10 protein-coding genes are annotated in these 19,308 nt (G+C 62.6%); all 10 read right to left on the reverse strand.

Annotated elements, in window-relative coordinates; genetic code table 11:
- Positions 1 to 47 precede the first annotated feature (47 nt).
- Positions 48 to 1,493, reverse strand: a complete 1,446-nt coding sequence (locus OX462_RS18780) for a glycoside hydrolase family 19 protein (protein WP_409026783.1) — start codon at positions 1,491 to 1,493, stop codon at positions 48 to 50.
- Between the two features lie 290 nt (positions 1,494 to 1,783).
- Positions 1,784 to 2,626 carry a sulfotransferase family protein gene (locus tag OX462_RS18785; RefSeq protein WP_070219214.1) on the reverse strand — a complete coding sequence of 281 codons (843 nt, stop codon included), beginning with the start codon at positions 2,624 to 2,626 and terminating at the stop codon, positions 1,784 to 1,786.
- A gap of 153 nt (positions 2,627 to 2,779) precedes the next feature.
- Positions 2,780 to 10,546: a YDG domain-containing protein gene (locus OX462_RS18790; RefSeq protein WP_409026784.1), complete on the reverse strand. Its 7,767-nt coding sequence runs from the start codon at positions 10,544 to 10,546 to the stop codon at positions 2,780 to 2,782.
- Positions 10,547 to 10,578: 32 nt separating this feature from the next.
- On the reverse strand, positions 10,579 to 12,243 hold the full coding sequence (locus OX462_RS18795; RefSeq protein ID WP_409026785.1) for a ShlB/FhaC/HecB family hemolysin secretion/activation protein: 1,665 nt from the start codon (positions 12,241 to 12,243) through the stop codon (positions 10,579 to 10,581).
- A 639-nt stretch (positions 12,244 to 12,882) separates the two neighbouring features.
- A complete protein-coding gene (locus OX462_RS18800) occupies positions 12,883 to 13,500 on the reverse strand; it encodes a SorB family sulfite dehydrogenase c-type cytochrome subunit (RefSeq protein WP_409026786.1) in 618 nt (205 codons plus the stop codon).
- A gap of 10 nt (positions 13,501 to 13,510) precedes the next feature.
- Positions 13,511 to 14,743, reverse strand: a complete 1,233-nt coding sequence (locus OX462_RS18805) for a SorA family sulfite dehydrogenase catalytic subunit (RefSeq protein WP_409026787.1) — start codon at positions 14,741 to 14,743, stop codon at positions 13,511 to 13,513.
- The gene (locus OX462_RS18810) at positions 14,736 to 16,169 is read right to left on the reverse strand and encodes an amino acid permease (RefSeq protein ID WP_409026788.1); all 1,434 of its coding nucleotides are present in this window, start codon (positions 16,167 to 16,169) and stop codon (positions 14,736 to 14,738) included. Before OX462_RS18810 ends, OX462_RS18805 begins: the two co-directional genes overlap by 8 nt.
- A 292-nt stretch (positions 16,170 to 16,461) precedes the next feature.
- The gene (locus OX462_RS18815) at positions 16,462 to 17,256 is read right to left on the reverse strand and encodes an ABC transporter permease subunit (RefSeq protein ID WP_070219225.1); all 795 of its coding nucleotides are present in this window, start codon (positions 17,254 to 17,256) and stop codon (positions 16,462 to 16,464) included.
- 79 nt (positions 17,257 to 17,335) lie between these two features.
- Positions 17,336 to 18,151, reverse strand: coding sequence for a taurine ABC transporter ATP-binding protein (locus tag OX462_RS18820; protein ID WP_070219220.1), 816 nt, complete (start codon positions 18,149 to 18,151; stop codon positions 17,336 to 17,338).
- Between the two features lie 71 nt (positions 18,152 to 18,222).
- Positions 18,223 to 19,284, reverse strand: a complete 1,062-nt coding sequence (tauA, locus tag OX462_RS18825) for a taurine ABC transporter substrate-binding protein (protein WP_409026789.1) — start codon at positions 19,282 to 19,284, stop codon at positions 18,223 to 18,225.
- Positions 19,285 to 19,308 lie beyond the last annotated feature (24 nt).

Here is a 19,308-nt window from a genome sequence, read left to right on the forward strand (position 1 = left end):
GGGCTCTTGTCAACTGTTATCCCTGGCCGGCTGTCCTGCATAGACTGCTACTGCAACTTCACATTCCAGTTGGCTTCCACGCATTTCACGTAGTTCCCGGCCAGCAAGGCGCTGTACGGGGTTTGATAGCTGACCAGCTGGCATTGGTTCTCGCCACCGGCGCTCCAGTTCTTTTCCCAATAGATGTTGTAGGCAGCGGAACTGGCCGGGGTGAAGCGTTGCATGTTGGCGCAGGACAGCTGTTCGCCGGAATAATCCCAGCCCATGTCGGCGGCAAACTGCTTGTAGTAATCGATACGGTTTTGCGCGGCCTGCTTTTCCGTGCCCTGCCCGCATTCGGCGTTGATGATCATGATGGTGGTGGCAAAGTTATTGCCCGCGCCTGCCGTCGTATCGGCCGCGTTCGGCACCCAGGTGCCGTCGAGCACGTGCAGCATCGATGGTTTCGGCGGTTGCGGATAGACAAAGAAGAACGTGGCCGACGCCAGGTTCAGCCAGGTCGAGGCGACGAGGTCGGGATTTTTCAGCAGCACGGACTGGTCGCCGTCATGCATGGCTTGCGAGAACGGGCCGTAGTTGTAGTTGTACGACAGCTGCTTGGCGCCGCGGCCGAAATACTTCTTGAAGCTGCCGTCGGCATTCTTGCCGCACGTCCATACCTTGTTGAAGACGGGATCGGCGCACTCGACGTTGTAGCCGCAGCCGGCGCCCGTCTCGTCGCAGCCCAGTTCGCGCAAATATTTCAAGCCCTGGCGCCATTGCGGCAGCGGGCTGCTGGCGTTATGGTCGCCCGTTTCCTGCCCGAAATGGGCGAACATGGTGGCCAGGCTGTGGCGGCAGATGGCGTCCGCGTTGCGCCCGTCGCTGTAGTCGTCGCACACGGCGGGAAACTTGGCCACCGCTTGCAGGAAGCGCTGGTAGGTATAGCTTGTATCGCGCGCGGCAAAATAATAATCCCACTTCGCCGCCGGCAGCAGGCGTTCGACGCGCTTGACGTTGAGCGGATTGCCGGCCAGGCCAGGCTGGACGGCTTCGACGGCCGCATTGCCCAGCGTGCGGATCGACGCCTTGACCTTGCGGAAGAAATCGTTGTTCGTCAGCGCCGCCTCGTTCGCCTCGGCCTGGGCCCTGGTGGGCACGCCCGGCGTGGGCGTGGGCGTGGGCGTGGGCGTGGGTGTAGGCGTGGGTGTAGGCGTCGGGGTGGGCGTCGGCGTGGTGGTATCGAGACTCCACGGTCCCCACTGGTCGTTGTTCGGCGCCGTGCCCTGCACCCACCATTTGGCCCGGTATACCTTGCCGTCGTAGACGGCGCACTGGCCCGCCGTGTAGACGGCGCTGGCGCTCCAGGCTGCGCAACTGTCGCTGGCGGCCGTGGCGGCCAGCAGGGTCGATGGGGGTTCGGTGGTGGAATTGCCGCCGCAAGCGAGCAGCGCGCTGCCCAGCAGGCCAGCCATCAAGGGCGAGGCCAGCCGGCTAATTTGCCGTGTCTTCACAGTGTCTCCTGAACGTTATACGAAAACTATCGAAGTAGCTTTTTATGTTGTACGTAAAGAAAGCACAGCGAAGCGTCGGCTTTCTGCACCAAGAATGCGACGCCGAAAATTGGTAGTCAAGTGGTTTTATAATACGGTGTTTTTTACAATACCAGTGACTTCAGGCGGCGCGGCCACGGTGCGGCAAGCGAAGAGTGGGAAGAGAGAAAAAAGGCGTTTTCAAGACAACTGCCGGCAATACCGCGCCGGCAGCGCTGCGGCAAGTGGTATTGGCACTGCCGCAGGTGTTTTCAGGCCGATGGCGTTGCCGCACGTTGGTGTTGCGGATAATACAGGTCGTAAAACCAGCCATAGGCGCTTTCGATCTGCGCCTGGATGCGCGGCGGAATCGCATGCTGCCCGGGCGCGCTGATCGTCGCCTGCTGGCGGTGCGTGTATTTCATGCGGTAGTGGCTGTCGCTTTCCTGGATACCCACGGCAAGATCGTGCGGGTCGATCTGGAACGGTGCCAGGCCCAGCCAGGTGTACAGGTGGGACATGCATTCCACGGGCCGCGCCATCAAGTCTTCGAAGCGCACGAAATACAGCTTTTGCTGCACTTCGGCAGGCAGGTCCAGCACGGCATGCAGGGAACTCAGCGGAGCGCCGATGGTGCGGTCCTTGGCAAACAGCATGTCGGCCCGGCCCAGGCGGTCGAAGTCGGCCAGATGGTCGACAAAATCGAGCAGGATGGTGCGCTGGTGCTGCGCTTCGATGGAGCCGTAGACCTGGCCCAGTTCACGCACGCAGACGATGATCTTCGCTTCCGGCGCCAGCTGCAGCAGCATTTCCACGCAATGCAGCCAGGCGCGGTTCTTGTCGACCACGCCCTGCTTGCCGCAATCCCGGTACCAGCCGCGCAGAAAGCCCTGCATGGCCGTTTTCAGGTGGCCGTAACTGGCATCGAAGGTGCTGTCGAGCTGCGACAGGAAAAAAGCGTCGTCGCTGACCATGCGCCGCATGCCCAGCAAGGCGTTGCACAAGGGCGAGCTATTGCCTTCGCAATGCAAGTCGGGATGCTGCGCCAGCAGCTGGCACAGCAGGGTGGAACCGGCGCGTGGCAAGCCTGCCACGCCGATGAAATGGGATGTCATGCGATTGTACTTTCTGTTCAGCGCTGCGCCTCTGACGGAAAACAAGGATGATGCAGCCATTGTAAAAGTGTTGCGACGATGCGAAGGCATGAAAATGCCGCCTCGAAACACGAAGCGGCACTCCGGCGCCGGCATATGGTGACGCGGCGGACCTTACTGGCTGTCCTGGCGCGTACCGACGGAAACCTCAACCGGCAAGCGCAAGCCGCTGTCCACCACGCTCAGGCGCAGGCCTGGCAAGACATTGCTGACGACGTTGCCGGCCAGTTGCACTACCGGTGCGCTGCCCGAGCCGCCCTTCTCTCCCTCGCGCGGCGCATCCTGCGCGGCGGCAGGCTTGCCTGGCGCCGTCTCGCCGCTGACGATCATGTCGGCCTGCACCATATTGCCCTGCGACGGCGCCACGGCAACAGCCGCGATCACGTTCGCAACGGCGCTTTGCAGCGCTTCCGTCGGATTGACTTTCAGCACGCCGTCCACATAGTTCAAGGCGTAATTGTTCGACGCCTGGCCCGAGGCCGAGACCAGATAATTGCCTGCCGCGGAAGCCGTTGTCGCCGGCGTGCCGAAGGCCAGCTGACCGCTCACTTCGGCGGCCAGCGTGTCGCCGCCGAGCAAGCCGCTGTAGCTGGCGCTGAAGTCGGGATTGGCGCGTCCCTGGTCTTTTGCCGCATTGTCGACTTTCACCGTCAGCAGTGCCTGCGAGATCGTGGCCGTGGTGCTGGCCGTGGTGTTGACCACGTAATTGCCCGCATCCGCCCCGCTCAGGCGTATGCCCGCCACCGTCACCGTCTTGCCCGCGCCCGCATTCTTGTCGCTGAAACTGGCGCCATTGCTGGCAATATTGAGCTGATCATTGCCGATACGGTTGTCGCGCAAGGAAACGACGGCGTTCGTGCTGGCGTCGTACACCTTGTTGATGCCGGTGGCGCTGACCGTCAGGGCCGCCGGCGTGATATCGGCCGTGGTGCTGGCCAGGCTGCTGGCCAATACGTAATTGCCCGCATCGGCGCCGGCCAGGCCCAGACCGCTGATATTCACGGTCTTGCCCGTTGCCGCATTCTTGTCGCTGAACGCGCCAAGGACGGGGCCGCCAGCCAGGCTCAGGACGTCGCCGGCCACCATGCCATTGAAGCTGGCGCCCGCCAGATTCAGGCTGGCCGCCGTGCCGCCGTCATACACCTTGTTTGCCGCCACGATGCCGGAAATGGCGCTGATGGACGCCGGCGTGATGCTGGCCGTGCCACTGGCAACCGTGCTGGCAAGGTTGTAGTTGTCCGCATCGGCGCCGCCGAGCGTGATGCCGCTGACCGCCACCGTCTTGCCCGTGCCCGCATTCTTGTCGCTGAAGGCGCCGTTGCCGGCCACGGTCAGGCTGTCGCCGTTCACCATGCCATTGAAGGTCGCCGCGCCGTTGAGCGTGGCCATGGCCGAGCCATCATAGGTCTTGTTGTTGACACCCACGTTTGTCACGCCGCTGATGGTCGCCTTGCTGATGTCGGCGTTCACGTTGGCGGGACTGCTGAAGGCATAATTGCTGGCCAGGCCAGTGCCATCCTGCAAGCTGGCGCCGCTGATGGTCACCACCTTGCCGGTACCGGCATTCTTGTCGCTAAAGCTGCCGACACCGCCGCTGAAGCCCAGCGTTTCATCCGCGACCATGCCGGTCAGGGTGCCGCCCGACAAGACTGCCGCTGTCGTGCCATCGTAGACTTTATTGCCGGCAGTCACACCGGAGAGCGTGACGGCCTTGGGCGTGATACTGGCCGTGGCGCTGGCCGTATTGTTGAGGAAGTCATAATTGACCAGATCGCTGCCGGACAAGGTGATATTCGTGATATTGACGGCCTTGTTGCTGCCCACGTTTTTATCCGTGAATGCACCGCTCGCGCTGAACAATTGCACATCGTCGCCGGCAATCTTGCCGTTGATCACCGCCTGGCCGGGACTGAGGCTGACGTTGAGGTTGCCGTTATAGATCTTGTCCAGGGCGCTCAAACCGCTAATGCTGGAAATCGTTGCCTTCGCGATATCGCCCGTCATGCCGTTTGGCGTACTCAGCGTGTAGTTGCCGGCCAGGCCGCTGCCGTCACTCAAGCTCACGCCGCCCACCGTAATGGCCTTGCCCGTGCCCGCGTTCTTGTCGCTGTAGCTTGCCCCCTGGACAGTGAAGGCCAGGGTTTCCAAATTGACCAGGCCATTCAGGGTGCCGCCGGTCAGGTTCGCACTGGCTGTGCCGTCGTAGACTTTATTGTTGCCGGTCAAGCCCGTCAGCGTCAGCGCCTTGGCGCTGATATTTGCACTGCTGCTGGCCGTGTCGCTGGCCAGGTTGTAATTGCCTGCGTCCGTGCCGCCCAGCACGATGCCGCTGACATTGACCGTCTTGCCATTGCCCGCGTTCTTGTCGCTGAAGGAGGCGGTCGCGTTCGATACCGTCAGGTTGTCGCCGCCGGCCATGCCGCTGAAAGCGGCGCCAGCCGTATTCAGGCTGACGGCCGTGCTGCCGTCATACACTTTATTTCCGGCAACGATACCGGTCACGCCGCTGATGGTGGCCTTGCTGATATCGGCGCTGCCGCTGGCCGTGGTGCCGGTCAAATTGTAGTTGCCGGCATCCGTGCCGCCCAGCACGATGCCGCTGATGCTGACCGTCTTGCCTGTGCCCGCGTTCTTGTCGGCAAAACTGCCGCTGGCGCCCGACACGCTCAGGCTGTCGCCACCGATCATGCCCGCAAACGTGGCGCCCGCCGTGTTCAAGCTGGCCGTGGCGGTGCCGTCATACACTTTATTTCCAGCAACAATGCCGCTCACGCCGCTGATGGTGGCCTTGCTGATATTGGCCGTGCTGCTGGCCGTGGCGTTGGTAAAATCATAATTTCCAGCGTCCGTGCCGCCCAGGACCATGCCGCTGATATTGACCGTCTTGCCTGTGCCCGCGTTCTTGTCGGCAAAACTGCCGCTGGCGCCCGAGACCGTCAGGTTGTCGCCGCCCACCATCCCCGTGAACGACGCCCCAGCCATGTTCAGGCTGGCGGCCACACCGCCGTCGTACACTTTATTTCCGGCAACGATACCGGTCACGCCGCTGATGGTGGCCTTGCTGATATCGGCGCTGCTGCTGGCCGTGGTGCCGGTCAAATTGTAGTTGCCGGCATCCGTGCCGCCCAGCACGATGCCGCTGATGCTGACCGTCTTGCCTGTGCCCGCGTTCTTGTCGGCAAAACTGCCGCTGGCGCCCGCCACGCTCAGGCTGTCGCCACCGATCATGCCCGCGAACGTGGCGCCCGCCGTGTTCAGGCTGGCCGTGGCAGTGCCGTCATACACTTTATTTCCAGCAACAATGCCGCTCACGCCGCTGATGGTGGCCTTGCTGATGTTGGCTGTGCTGCTGGCCAAAGTATTGGTGAAATTATAATTACCAGCATCCGTGCCGCCCAGGACCATGCCGCTGATATTGACCGTCTTGCCTGTGCCCGCGTTCTTGTCGACAAAACTGCCGCTGGCGCCCGAGACCGTCAGGTTGTCGCCGTCCACCATCCCCGTGAACGACGCCCCAGCCATGTTCAGGCTGGCGGCCACGCCGCCGTCGTACACCTTATTTCCGGCCACGATACCGGTCACGCCGCTGATGGTGGCCTTGCTGATATCGGCGCTGCTGCTGGCCGTGGTGCCGGTCAGGTTGTAGTTGCCGGCATCCGTGCCGCCCAGCACGATGCCGCTGATGCTGACCGTCTTGCCTGTGCCCGCGTTCTTGTCGGCAAAACTGCCGCTGGCGCCCGACACGCTCAGACTGTCGCCACCGATCATGCCCGCGAACGTGGCGCCCGCCGTGTTCAGGCTGGCCGTGGCGGTGCCGTCATACACTTTATTTCCAGCAACAATACCGCTCACGCCGCTGATGGTGGCCTTGCTGATATTGCCCGTCAAGCCGTTCACGGGCACCAGCGCATAGTTGCCGCCGGCGCTGCCGCCCAGGGCCGCGTTGACCGTCACGGCGATGCCGTTGCCGGCATTCTTGCTGGCAAACGTGCCATTCACGGTCGAACTGACATTGGCCAGGTCGCCCGCCAGCACGCCGTTCAGGGTGCCGCTGATGGCGGCCACGGTGGTGCCGTCGTACACTTTGTCGCCCACCGCCGCGCCGCTCAGGGTGACGGACTTGGGCGTGATCAACAAGCCGCCATCGATATAGCTGATGGCGTAGCCGGACTGGCCGCCCGAAGCGTACAGGCCGCTGGCCGACACGCCATAGGTGCCCGCATTGACGGCGCCGGCGGCATTGCCCGCATACACGACCGTACCGAGCAGGTTGGCGCCATCCACCGTGTTCGAGTAGGTGACGCTATTGCTGCCGCCTGCGTAGGCCACGCCGTCATACACCTTGCTGTCGTAGGAAACGCGCACGGCGATCTGCTTCATGAACGAGCGCAGGAAAGGCGCGCTCTGTCCGTCGTAGACCACCCACATCTGCGCCAGTTCCCAGCCGGCGCCCGTGTAATTCGACAGGTTTTTCAGCTGCGCCGTCGTCATGGCGGTACCGCCCATGCTGTTCGCCTGGCCGCTGGCCGTCGTGTCCCAATAGCTGCCCGTAGTGCTGCCCGTACTGGCGCCCACCAGGCCGCCCACACTGCTGGAACCGCTCACGCTGCCGTTCGCATAACTGTTGGCGATGCTGCCGCCATTGCTGCCGACGAGGCCGCCGACGATGCTGGTGCCGCTCACGGCCCCGCTGGCATAGCTGTCCGCCACCGTGCCCGTATTGCTGCCCACCAGGCCGCCTCCGGTGGACGTGCTCGTCACGCCGCTGGTGGCAAAGCTGCCGCTGATCGTGCCGGCATTGCTGCCGGCCAGGGCGCCCACATTCGTGCCGCCCGCTACGCTGCCGCCGGACAAGCCCACATTCGCCACCACCCCGCCGCTTCCGATGGCGCCGAACAGGCCCACGTTGTTCACGCCCGCCTTGGCAATGGTCAGGCTGGAAATGATATGGCCGGTGCCGTCGAGGCTGCCCGTGAAGGCCGAACCTGCCGCGCCGACGGGGATGAAGCCAGTGGTTCCCCAGATATCCTGGCCATTGGCCGCCGTCGTGGCGGCGCTGAAGCTGCTGCCCAGCGTGTAGCTGGCTGTCTTGTTCATCGCCATCAATTGCAGCTGGTGCGCCGAATTGATGGTATTTGACCACTCCGACGCCAGCATGGGGCGCGTGCCGGCAGCGCCATTGAGGGTGCCGTCGGCGCTGACCGCCACCCAATTATTGCCGGTGGCGCCGCCCGTGGCCGTGAAATTGAACCCCACATAATTACTCGATACCAGCATCTGCGCCGTGCTCAGCCCTTGCGCATTCGAGGTGGCGCCATTGAAGCTTCGGCCGATGCCATTCAGGCCGGAATTGATCGTGCTGTCAAAATAGGCGCGGTTGACGCTACCGCCGTTGTGCTCGCCGACGATGGCGCCCACGCTGGCGCCGCCGCCCGTCACCTTGCCGGTGGTATAGACATTCGTGATGGTGCCGCCCACGTTGTAGCCGACCACGCCGCCGGCCAGCCCGGTGGTCTGCACGTCGCCCGTCGCATAGCTGTTGCTCAAGGTTCCACGCAACAGGCCCACCAGGCCGCCGACATAGCCGCCGGTGGAGGTGACCTTGCCCGTCGCGTAGCTATTGCTGATGGTCGCGCTGCCGCTGTTATTGGCCCCCACCAGGCCGCCGGCACTGCCCGAGGCGTTCATCGCGCCGGTCGCGTAACTATTGCTGATACTGCCATTATTAAAGCTGACCAGGCCGCCGCCATAGTTGGCTCCTGCGTTCACGGTGCCCGTCGCATAGCTATCGCTGATCGCACCGGAGTTGGTGACCACCAGCCCGGCCGCCACGTAGCGCGTGGAGCTGGTGGTGGCGGAGCTGGAACTGTTCTTGATCAAGCCGCCTACGGCGTTGAGGCCCACAAAGCCGCCTGCCGCGCCGTAGCCGCCCGGCCCGGGATCGCCCGCGGAGACGACCGTGCCGGAAACGCGGCTATTGCTGATCGTTCCGGCATTGATGCCCACCAGGCCGCCCAGATTGACATAACCGGAGGCGCTCACGGCACCACTGCTATACACATTATCGATCTTGCCGCTGTTGACGGCAGCCAGTGCGCCTATGCCCGCATAGGTGCTGCTATAGTTGGCGGCCGATCCGGCAACGCTGACGCCGCTAAAACCCATATTGCGCACGGCAGCGGCAGCGCCGATATTGCCGAACATGCCGACGGGCACGTCAGGGCGGTTGATCGTCAATCCCACGATTTCATGGCCCAGGCCATCGAGCGTGCCCGTGAAAGGTGCCGCATCGCTGCCGATGGGCGCAAATCCCTTGCCGCCATCCCAGCCGGAGGTGCCGCGCGCATCGATATTGCTGCCCAGCACGTACTTGCCGGACAAATTGCCCTGCATGCCCTGCACGTCGCTGCCAGTGGTGCTGTTGAAGGCGCCCAGGCTGTTGATCACCTGATACACGGTCACGCTGCCATTGCTGCCCAGCTTGGTGCTGAAGTTATTGCCCGATGGCAAATCCACTTCGGCCTTGACGTTGTACGTCGACAGATTGCCGGCGGCGACCCCGCTCTGGCCGTATTCGAGCGCCAGGCTGGCCGTGCCTGCGCCGCGCATGGCCTTGTTGATGTTGATGTTGTTCTGTGCCGTCAGGGTCAGCTTGTTGGCGGTCCAGTTGATGTTGTCGTTGACGTTGATGTTGCCCTGCGTGCCGCTGCCGCCCGACACGCTCTGGATTTGCACATTGCCCGATTTCAAGGAGTTGCTCAGGAAAGCGCCCGTCATGTCGCCGCCGGAAACGGCGATATTGAAGTCGGTCGGGTCGATCAGCCAGGTGCCGGCCAGGCCCTTGCTCGATGCCGTCGTCACCTTCAACGCATCGTCGATCTTCACGTGCGCGGCCGAAGTATCGATGAAGCCGCCATTGCCGCCGTCGGACGCGCTGGCGTCCAGGGTGCCGGCCGCGTTCACCGTGCCGCTTTGCATGTCGCCCAGCAATTTGATTGTGCCGCCGCGCGTGGCTATCGTGTGCGCCTCGATCACGCCCGTGTTGTTGACGGCGGTTTTCAGCAAGTCGCCCGCCGCCTGCGCCGTGAGCACCACGCTGCCGCCGTCGGCCTGGATCAGGCCGCCATTGTTGACCAAAGCGCCCACGGCGCCTGCGTTGACGGCCACATTGAGCAAGCCGTCACCGGCCACGTCCAGGGTGATCGCCTTGCCCGCCGCCAGGGCTACCGAACCCAGACGTGCCTGGATCGTGCCTTCATTCGAGACGTGCGCGCCCAGCAGGGCCACATAGCCGCCCGGCGCGCTGATGCTGCCCTGGTTCAGGACTTTCCCCGTGCCATTGCCGGAAAACTGGTACTTGCGCGCCATGAAGTCGGCGTTGCTGATGTCCAGGGTGGACGCCACCAGCCCGGCCGTGTTCACGGACGCGCCCTGGCCGAACAGGATGCCGTTCGGATTGACGATGAACACCTTGCCGTTGGCCGACAAGTTGCCCAGGATGGTAGTACCGTCGCCGCCCAGCACGCGGTTCAGGGCCACCGCGTTGCTGTTGGGCTGCTGGAACTGCACCGACTCGCCCTTGCCGATATTGAAACTGGCCCAGTTGATCACGGCGTTCTGGCTGCCCTGCCTGATCACCGTGGCGCCCGGCGCGCCATTGATCGTTGCCTGGCCCGCCACCACCGTGCCGCCCGCCGGCCCCGCCAGCGCCAAGGAGCCGTAACCGAGCATCAGCGCCGCCGCCATGCCGGTCAAGGCAAAATGCGCCCCGCCCCCGCTGCATCCGGGCAGCGAGCGCTTGCCGGCGGATTTGACGTTTTCGGAAACGGCGGCGTAGGCGCCGGTGGCCTGGTTCCAGATGGAGCGGTAGATGCGGTTCATGGCAGTGTCCTGATTCTATTAACTTGTCTTAATTAGAAGTATTTAATGGCTTGCAGCCAGAAACGGCCTGCCGCATCCGGTGCGGAAGTCGCCTTGGCATTGCCCAGCTTGTGCGCGTAATACGCCTTCAGGACGAGCGCATTGGCGCCCGTCCACGTCACGCCCACGCCGGCGCCGCTCAGGGTGCGGCGGTTCTCGCCCGCGCCCCAGGCGTCGCGGTTCAGCTTGACGGTGCCCGTGTCGGCAAAGGCCAGCACCTGCAGCTGGCCGGGAAACGCCGTGAACGCCGTGATGTTTTGGCGCAATTCCACATTCAGCACATAGCCCTGGTCGCCATACGCCTCGCCGCCCGGATAGGCGCGCACGCCGCCCACGCCGCCGATGCCCATCTTTTCGGAAACATCGAGGTTTTTCGAGGCTGCCTGGCCGCTGATCACGCCGAACAAGCTGGTCTCGCCGCCCAGGCTTTGCACGCGCGCCGCATTGAAGGCAAGCTTGTTGAAGTGGCCGTTGCTTTTCACCGTCAGCTGATCGATCAGCAAGGCCACCGGCGTCTCGATATCGATCTTGCCCGTGGTGTAGGTCACCGAATACGTGCTCACGCCACCGCCGCCCCAGCCGTCCTTGCCATCGCCATTCAGGTTCAGCATCCACACCTTGGCTGTCTTGTCGTTGACGCTGCCCGTCGATTCCGTCCTGTCCTGGAATGTCTTGTCGTCGTAGCTCACTTGCGCATACAGATTGTTGCTGCGCGAGCGGATCAGCGGATAACTGGCATACGCGCTGGCGATCTTCGCCGTTCCCTTGGCGTCGAGCACGGCAAATTCCTTGCCCAGCTTGTAATCCATATACGTGTAGGCGCCGCCCAGGCGCAACAGGCCAGCCTGTCCCTGATAGGCCAGGCGGCCGTAGTTCAAGCCATCGGCCGAAGTAAAGGCGCGCACGGTGGCCACGTCGCCTATGCCGGCCAGCTCGTTGATGTTCAGGGTGGCGCCGATGCGGTTGCGGCCCGTGTAGCGGTTGCCCTGGTTATCCAGGTCGATGCTGCCGTTGAAACGCGAACCGGGCTGCACGTCGACGATCAGGTCGGACGCGCCCAAGGACGCCCCCGGCGCCAGGGTCGAGCTCACCTGCACGCCCGGCAAGTCCGACAGCAGCAGCAAGCGCCGCTCCAGCGGCGGCGTGGCGATCACTTGCCCGTCGAGCCCGGCCAGTATCGTGCCGGCCAGCCCGTCGGACAGCGTGCTCTGATTGCGCAGCTGCACCTGACCATAACGGCCCGGCAGCACGTCGATGGCGACGACGCCATCCTCGATATCCTGCGCCGGCAGATAGGCCTGCGCAAGAAAATAGCCATGGTTCTGGTAATAACTGGCAATTTTTGACGCCATGGTGCGCAATTCGCCCAGGGTCAGCTCGCTGCCGGGCACGAAACCCGTGGCGGCGACCAGTTCGCTTTCGGCAAAGACGGGCGGCGCCGTGATCCGCAGGCGCTGTACGGTGATGCGCGTGGTATCGCCCACCGTCGTGGCCGGCACATTGCCCTGCTGTACGCGGATGGCTGGCGGCGCTTTCGGCAGCTGGGGCGCGGCGGGAATCTGCTGCAGCTGGCTGCCTGCGCCCGGAGGATCGACGGCCCAGGCGGTCTGGATCAGCGCCAGCAAGGTCAATGGAAGTAATGTGGTGTTCAAGGTCATCCTTTCAGGCGGCGCGCCCGCGCCAGGCAAGCCGCTGGCGGCTGTGCTGACGGGGAATACAAGAGCTGCAAAGGACGTATTTTTTTAGCATCATTGTCAAATACAATGACAACAAAAAAATAAATTCCCCTCAGCAACATTGACCCATTTTAGCCCGTCATCAGGCGAGAAAATACCTATCTGATGAGCTCTTTCACCACATTGGTGCGGTCTCGACAGGGATGCCCTTAAAATTCGCAAAACACCGTGAAAATGCGCCTTTCCGGCAAGAAATTCGTTGTCATAACACAACAAAATTGCATCGCTGTCACTATCGACATGCTATTCCATGAGCGCACCATGCATGCGAAATGAACAAGAGATTGGCATTATCACAATATAAAACAATGTTATTTTTTACATATGTGCATGTTCATCTGATGACACACTTTTTTGCTGCAAATTAACATGTCACATTCTTGCAAAAAATAGATAATCAATGAATAAATATTAGGAATGGAAACTTATTTATGGCGGCCACGCGGGGAGCGGGCGGCGCATATGATCGCGGCGAGGAAAACCGGCGTGGCAGGCATCGGCCACGCCGGATGCCGGCGGAAAGGAAGAGAAGATCAGCGACGCGGCCGCGCTGGCCGGGTCTTATCTGGACAGCACATATTTGGCCAGCGTGGCCGCATCGGCTACGCTGAGCTGGCTGAATGGCGGCATGGGCACGGGGCCCCATTTGCCGGCCCCGCCATTGCGGATGTTGGCCGCCACGGCAGCGACGCTGTCCTTGCCCTTGTATCGGGCGGCCACTTCCGCAAAGCCGGGGCCGACCACCTTCTGGTCGAGGGCGTGGCATGCCATGCAGCCGTTCGCCGCCAGCAAGGTTTTCACATCCTTGCCGCTGGCGGCAAGAACAGCGGCTGCGACGGGTTTCGTTGCGGCGGCAGGCGCAGCGGCGTCCCGCTCCGCGCCATAGGTTTTCACCAGGTAATCGACCATGGCCGGCATGTCCGCGTCGTCAAACTGGGCGCCGAACGGCTTTTTCATCTTCTTGACGGTCGCCTCCCAGTAAGCGCGCGGCGAAGCGGGCGGCTGGCTCGATGCATACTGGGCCGCGTGGCAGGTCATGCAGTTGCGCTGCACCAGCTGGTAGCCGGGCAATTCGCTGGGTTTATAGGCCGCCGTTTCGGGCGGCAGCTGGATTTCCAGCGCGCCAGCGCTGCCGGCAAGCATCAAGGCCACGGTGGTGGCAAGTGTTCTGATCAGCATCCGGTTCTCCTCACACTGCCTGAATGCGCGTGGTTTCCACCACGTTGCGCATATAACCCATGGGATTCCACAGGGCTTTCATCGGCTGGCTCTGGCCGATGCGGTTGACGGCGCGCACCATCAGCACATGCTTGCCCTTGCGCGGCGCCTTCATCACCATCGTCCACTCGCGAAACGAGAAACGTCCCAGGTCCTTGCCCAGCGTTGCTTCCTGCCACGTCTGGCCGCCGTCCACCGACACGGTCACCTCGCTGATGCCCTGCCCGCCATCGAAGGCGATGCCGCGCAAGGCCAGGTCGCGCCCCGCCTTCACTTGCGCGCCATCCTGCACGCTGGTGATGAAGGAGCGCACGTTCAGGCGGCTGATCGGCGTCGTCTTGCCCACCGGTGTCCCCGGCTCGATGAAACCGGAACCGTTGTCGGGGATACGGTAGCCCGTGCTCATCCAGAAGCCGTCAAACGGCTTGTCGAGCACGGTGATGTCGCTCAGATGCTTGACCCAGTAAGTGCCATAGAAGCCCGGCACGATCAGGCGCAGCGGATAGCCGTTGAGGAACGGGATGTCTTCGCCATTCATGGCCCAGGCCAGCAGGACGTCGCCCGCCATGATGTGCTCGACGGACAAGGCTTTCTGGAAGTCGGGGCCGTCGCCCACGGGCGGCGTTTCCAGGCCGTTGAAGGCCACCTGCACGGCACTGGCCGCGATGCCGGCCTTTTCCAGCACGGTTTTCAGGGGGACGCCCGTCCAGCGGGCATTGCCCATGGCGCCATTGCCCAGCTGCCCGCCATTCGCGCGCGGGGCGAAGAAGCCGCGGCTGTTGCCCGAACATTGCGTCACGGCCACCACGTCGACGGGGTCGGCCAGCTGTTTCAGTTCCGCGAGCGACAGTTCCAGTGGCGTCTTGACGAGGCCGCCGATGCGCAAGCGATAGCTGCCGCCATCGATGCTGGTGGGCAGGCCGCTCCAGTGATAGCGCACGAAGAACGCGTCGTTGGGCGTGATCGCGCCTTCGTTGAACACGCTGAACGGCGTTTCCAGCTGGGGCGGTCGGCTGGTCAGCAGGATCAGCGGGCGCTTTTGCGGGAAGGCCACCAGTTCGCGCTCGCCGTTTTCAAACGGCAAGGTAAGGGAAGCGGAGGCAGCCAAGGCTGACCCAGGCCCCGCCACGGCGGCGGCGCCCAGGGCGGCCGTCGTGCGCAGGAAGCGGCGCCGGCCTGCAGGCAACAAGGTCGTATCAGACATGTTTGAGCTCCACTTTGGTATCGGCCGCTTCGCCGCCGTTGCGGTCATCGTTGACCAGCTTCTTGATGTAGTACATGACGCTCATGATGGCCACGCTCAACAGGCCGAACCAGAACGACACGCGCTGCTCCGTATCGGACGACACGCTCATGGCGCCCAGGATCACCAGCATGGCGAAGATGGTGAAATACGTCAGATAGGGAAACAGCCACATGCGCACCTTGATGCGTTCCGGGCATTCGCGTTCCAGGCGGCGGCGCAAACGCAATTGAGATATCGCAATGAGCAAGTACACGAACAGGATCAGGATGCCGTAGGAGTTGACGATGAAGGGGAACACGAGGTCGGCCGATACATACGAGACGGCAATGGCGAAATAGGCGAACAAGGTGCTGAACAGGATGGCGCGAATCGGTACGCCGTTCTTGCTCAGCTTGACCAGGCCCGTCGGCGCGTCGCCACGGCGCGTCAGCGCGAAGATCATGCGCGACGAGGCGTACAGGCTGGAGTTCAGGGCCGACAGCACGGCCGTCAAAATGATGGCGTTCATGATGTGGGCCGCGTACGGGATGTTCATGACGGTCAGGGCGCTGACGAAAGGCGTGGCGATGGCCTGCGAATCCCAGGGCACGATGCAGACGACGACGAACATGGACCCCACATAAAACATCAGCACGCGCATGACGACGGAATTGGTGGCGCGGGCGATGGCCTTGGCCGGGTCCGACGTTTCGGCGGCCGCGATGGTGACGATCTCGGCGCCCGAATAAAAGGCCGTGGCAGCGACGGCGCCACTGAGCACGGGGCCCCAGCCGTGCGGCATGAAGCCGCCATGGCTGGTCAAAAAGCCCAGGCTTGGGATGCTGTTAGGCAAACTGCCCGTGATGAACAGGGCGCCGACGAACAGAAAGACGACGATGGCGACCACCTTGATCGAGGCGAACCAGAACTCGAATTCGCCAAACGCTTTCACCGAGAACAGGTTGAGCACCGTCATCGACACGAGCAAGACCAGGCTGATGGCCCACGAGGGCACGTCGGGCAGCCAGAAGTTGACCAGCTTGGCGCCGGCGATGGCTTCCAGGGCCACGACGACGACCCAGAAATACCAGTACATCCAGCCGCTCATGAAGCCGAGGAATTTCGAGACCTTCGGCTTGTCGTCGAAGGCCAGGCGCGCATATTCGTAAAAGGAGCCGACCACGGGCAGGGACGAAGCCAGCTCGCCCAGCATGCGCATGATCAGGACGACCAGGCCGCCCGTGAGCAGGAAGGATAGGATGGCGGCCGGGCCGGCAGCCTTGGCGATGACGCCGCTGCCGACAAAGAGGCCGGCGCCGATCACGCCGCCGATGGCGATCATGCTCATGTGGCGTTGCTTCAGCGAGTGCTGCAAGCCGGTACTGTTATGCGATTCGCTAATCATGTTTTTGTCTCCTGAAAATCTCTGAAGCCCGGTGCGCCCTCGCCTGCTGCGGCCGGTTCCTGCCGCGCGGCTTTGTTTTATTTGGGCAACACCGTCAAGCAGCATCGATACATCATCAAATCAGTCTGGTTGGCTGCATGCCATAAGTCAATCTGGAAATGCAGCGGCCCGGCGCGGCGCCCAAGGGGCAAGCGCGCTGGAGGATACGTACGGGGTATGGCTCAGTTATTGCTGGTTAAAAAATGGGAGCGGCGGCAACACTTGTGGCATTAGCGCCACTCCCGGGAACGTCTTACACCTTGCCCTTCCATGGCACGAGGGTACGTTCGAGGTAGCGCATCATCAAATCAAACAGGAAAGCGAAGAAGCCGATCACGATGATGCCCATGATCACGACATCGCTGGCGAGGAACTCGGAGGCGCTCAGCACCATGTAGCCCAGGCCGCGCGTGGCCGCCACCATTTCGCCCGCCACCAGGGTGGTCCAGCCCACGCCGATGCCGATGCGCATGCCGGTGAGGATTTCCGGAATCGCGGCGCGCAGGATCACGTGCACGATCACCTGGAAACGGGTAGCGCCCATCGAGTAGGCCGCATGGATTTGCTCCAATGAAACAGAGCTGACGCCGGCGCGGGCCGCGATGGCCATCGGCGCAAAGATGGCCAGGAAGATCAGGTAGACCTTCGAAAACTCGCCGATGCCGAACCAGATGATAACCAGTGGCAAGTAAGCAAGCGGCGGCAGCGGACGGTAGAACTCGATCAAGGGATCGAAGATGCCGCGCGCCACGCGGTTCACGCCCATCATCACGCCGACGGGGATGGCAAACAGGCAAGCCAGGCCAAAGGCGCCGAACACGCGCACCAGACTGGCGACGGTATGTTCCCACAGGGTGGCGCCGCCGAAACCGGTGGTGGCCGCCATGATGAATTTTTCATAGACAGCTTGCGGCGACGGCAGGAACAGCGGTTTCACGAGGCCGCTGGCCGTCACGCCAAACCACAGCAAGAGCACGGCGATGACGGTGACGGTGGCGATGCGGCTGGAATTGCCCTGCCCCGGCGCGCCGAACGCTTCGCCGGGCATGGCGCAGCGGGGAGCGAACAGGCGGCCAAAAAAGCCGGCGCGCTTGGCGGTGGCGGGAGGAAATCCCACGACGGATGGGCTATGCATGGGACACCTCCAGCTCTTTATTGACGGCGCGCTCGTCGCCATAAATGATGTTGAGCACAGTTTCGCGCATCTTGATGAAGTCCGGGCTCGATTTCACGGCGCGCGCATCGCGGCATTCGAGGAAGCGCTTGTTGAAATCGAGTTCATACGTGTGCGTGATGCGGCCCGGACGGGGCGACATGACGATCAGCCGGTTCGCCAGGAACAGCGCCTCGTCGACGCTGTGGGTAATGAAGAAGAACATGGTGCTGGACTTGGCCCAGATATCGAGCAGCAATTCCTGGATGGTTTCGCGGGTCAGCGCATCGAGCGCCGCCATCGGTTCATCCATCAGCAGCATGGCGGGATTGCTGGTTAGGGCGCGGGCGATGCCCACCCTTTGCTGCATGCCGCCCGACAATTGATAAATCATATTGTCGTGAAAGTCCTTCAAGCCGACCAGCGCCAGGTTCTTGGCCGCCTGTTCGCGCCGCACGGCTTTCGGCACGCCTTGCAGCTTCAGGCCGAATTCCACGTTTTCCATCACGTTCAGCCATGGCAGCAAGGCGTGTTTCTGGAACACGACGCCACGGTCGGCGCCCGGCCCTTCCACTTTATTGTCCCCGAGCATGATTTCCCCCTTGGATGGGGCGATAAAACCCGCCATCAGGCTCAGCAAGGTTGTCTTGCCGCAACCGGAAGCACCGAGCGCGACGACGAAGTCGCCGCTATTGATGGTGAGATTGATATTATTTAAGGCATGTACGCGTTCACCGGCCGTCTTGCCCGGATAAATCACGCTGACATCCTTGACGTACAGATTTTCCATCGTGTCCCCACAGTTCTGTTCAACGCACTCTGTTCAGTCAGCGCGCCCGCAGGCGCGCCATCGCACAACGTTTACCTCAGCAGGCCGGCGGCCTGTGCATACTTGGGTGTCACATATTTGGCGTAGTCAGGGGCCAGCGTATCGATCTTGCCTTCGCCCTTCAAAAATTGCGCCGTGGCCAGCAAGGCTTGCGCCACGCCGCCCTTCGCGCCGCCACCGAGCCAGGCCGGTGAAGCCTGCTCCTGCAACGATGGATAGGCGTACAGGGCCACGGAAGCGGCCACGTCCTTGGCAGCCGCGCCCGAATGCTTGACGTTGGCTTTGACTTGCGGGGAATCGATGGTCCACGCCTTCGGATTGGCGCGGTAGTCGGCGTCGGCAGCGGCCATCACCTTGACGAACTTCGCCATGAAATCGGCATTCGCTTCGCCCCAGGCGCGCTCGACGGCCATGCCGTCAAACGTGGCCTTGCCCTTCTTGCTCAGTTCGCCGGAAGTGACGAGCACCTTGCCGTTTTGCTTGAGTTTGCTCAAGGCCGGATCCCACACGAAGGCCGCGTCGATGTCGCCCCGTTCCCAGGCGGCGGCGATCTGGTTCGGCTGCATGTTGAGCAATTTCACTTCCGTGGGCTTGATGCCCCACGTTTCCAGCGCGAACATGGTGTGGAAGTGCGTGGTGGAAACAAACGGCACGGCGATCTTCTTGCCGCGCAAGTCGGTTGGTTTGCTGATGCCGGCGCCATTGCGGGCCACCATCGCTTCGGCTTCGTTGATGTCGTCGATGATCCAGAACAGCTGCAGGTCGACGCCGCGGCTGACGGCCGCCGTCAATGGGCTCGAACCGATGACGCCGATCTGCACGTCGCCGGAGGCCATGCCCGTGGCCACCTTGGCGCCCGAGTCGAACTTGCGCCAGTTGATTTTATAGCCGGTGGTCTTTTCCACTTCGCCGCTGGCGATCGCCACCAGGAAGGGGCCGTTGATTTCCTGGTAGGCAATCGTTACTTCCTTGCCTTGCGCGAAGGCCGTGCCGCTCGATGCGACCGCCACGCCCAGCACCAGGGTGCCGAGAACGGCGCGGCGCAGCGTTGAAAAAACCGTTTTGCTCGCGTTTTTGCTCGTGTATGTGTTCATGTCTCACTCCAAGTTATTGTTATG

It is taken from the genome of Janthinobacterium aestuarii (assembly GCF_046113285.1).
GTDB lineage: Bacteria > Pseudomonadota > Gammaproteobacteria > Burkholderiales > Burkholderiaceae_D > Janthinobacterium.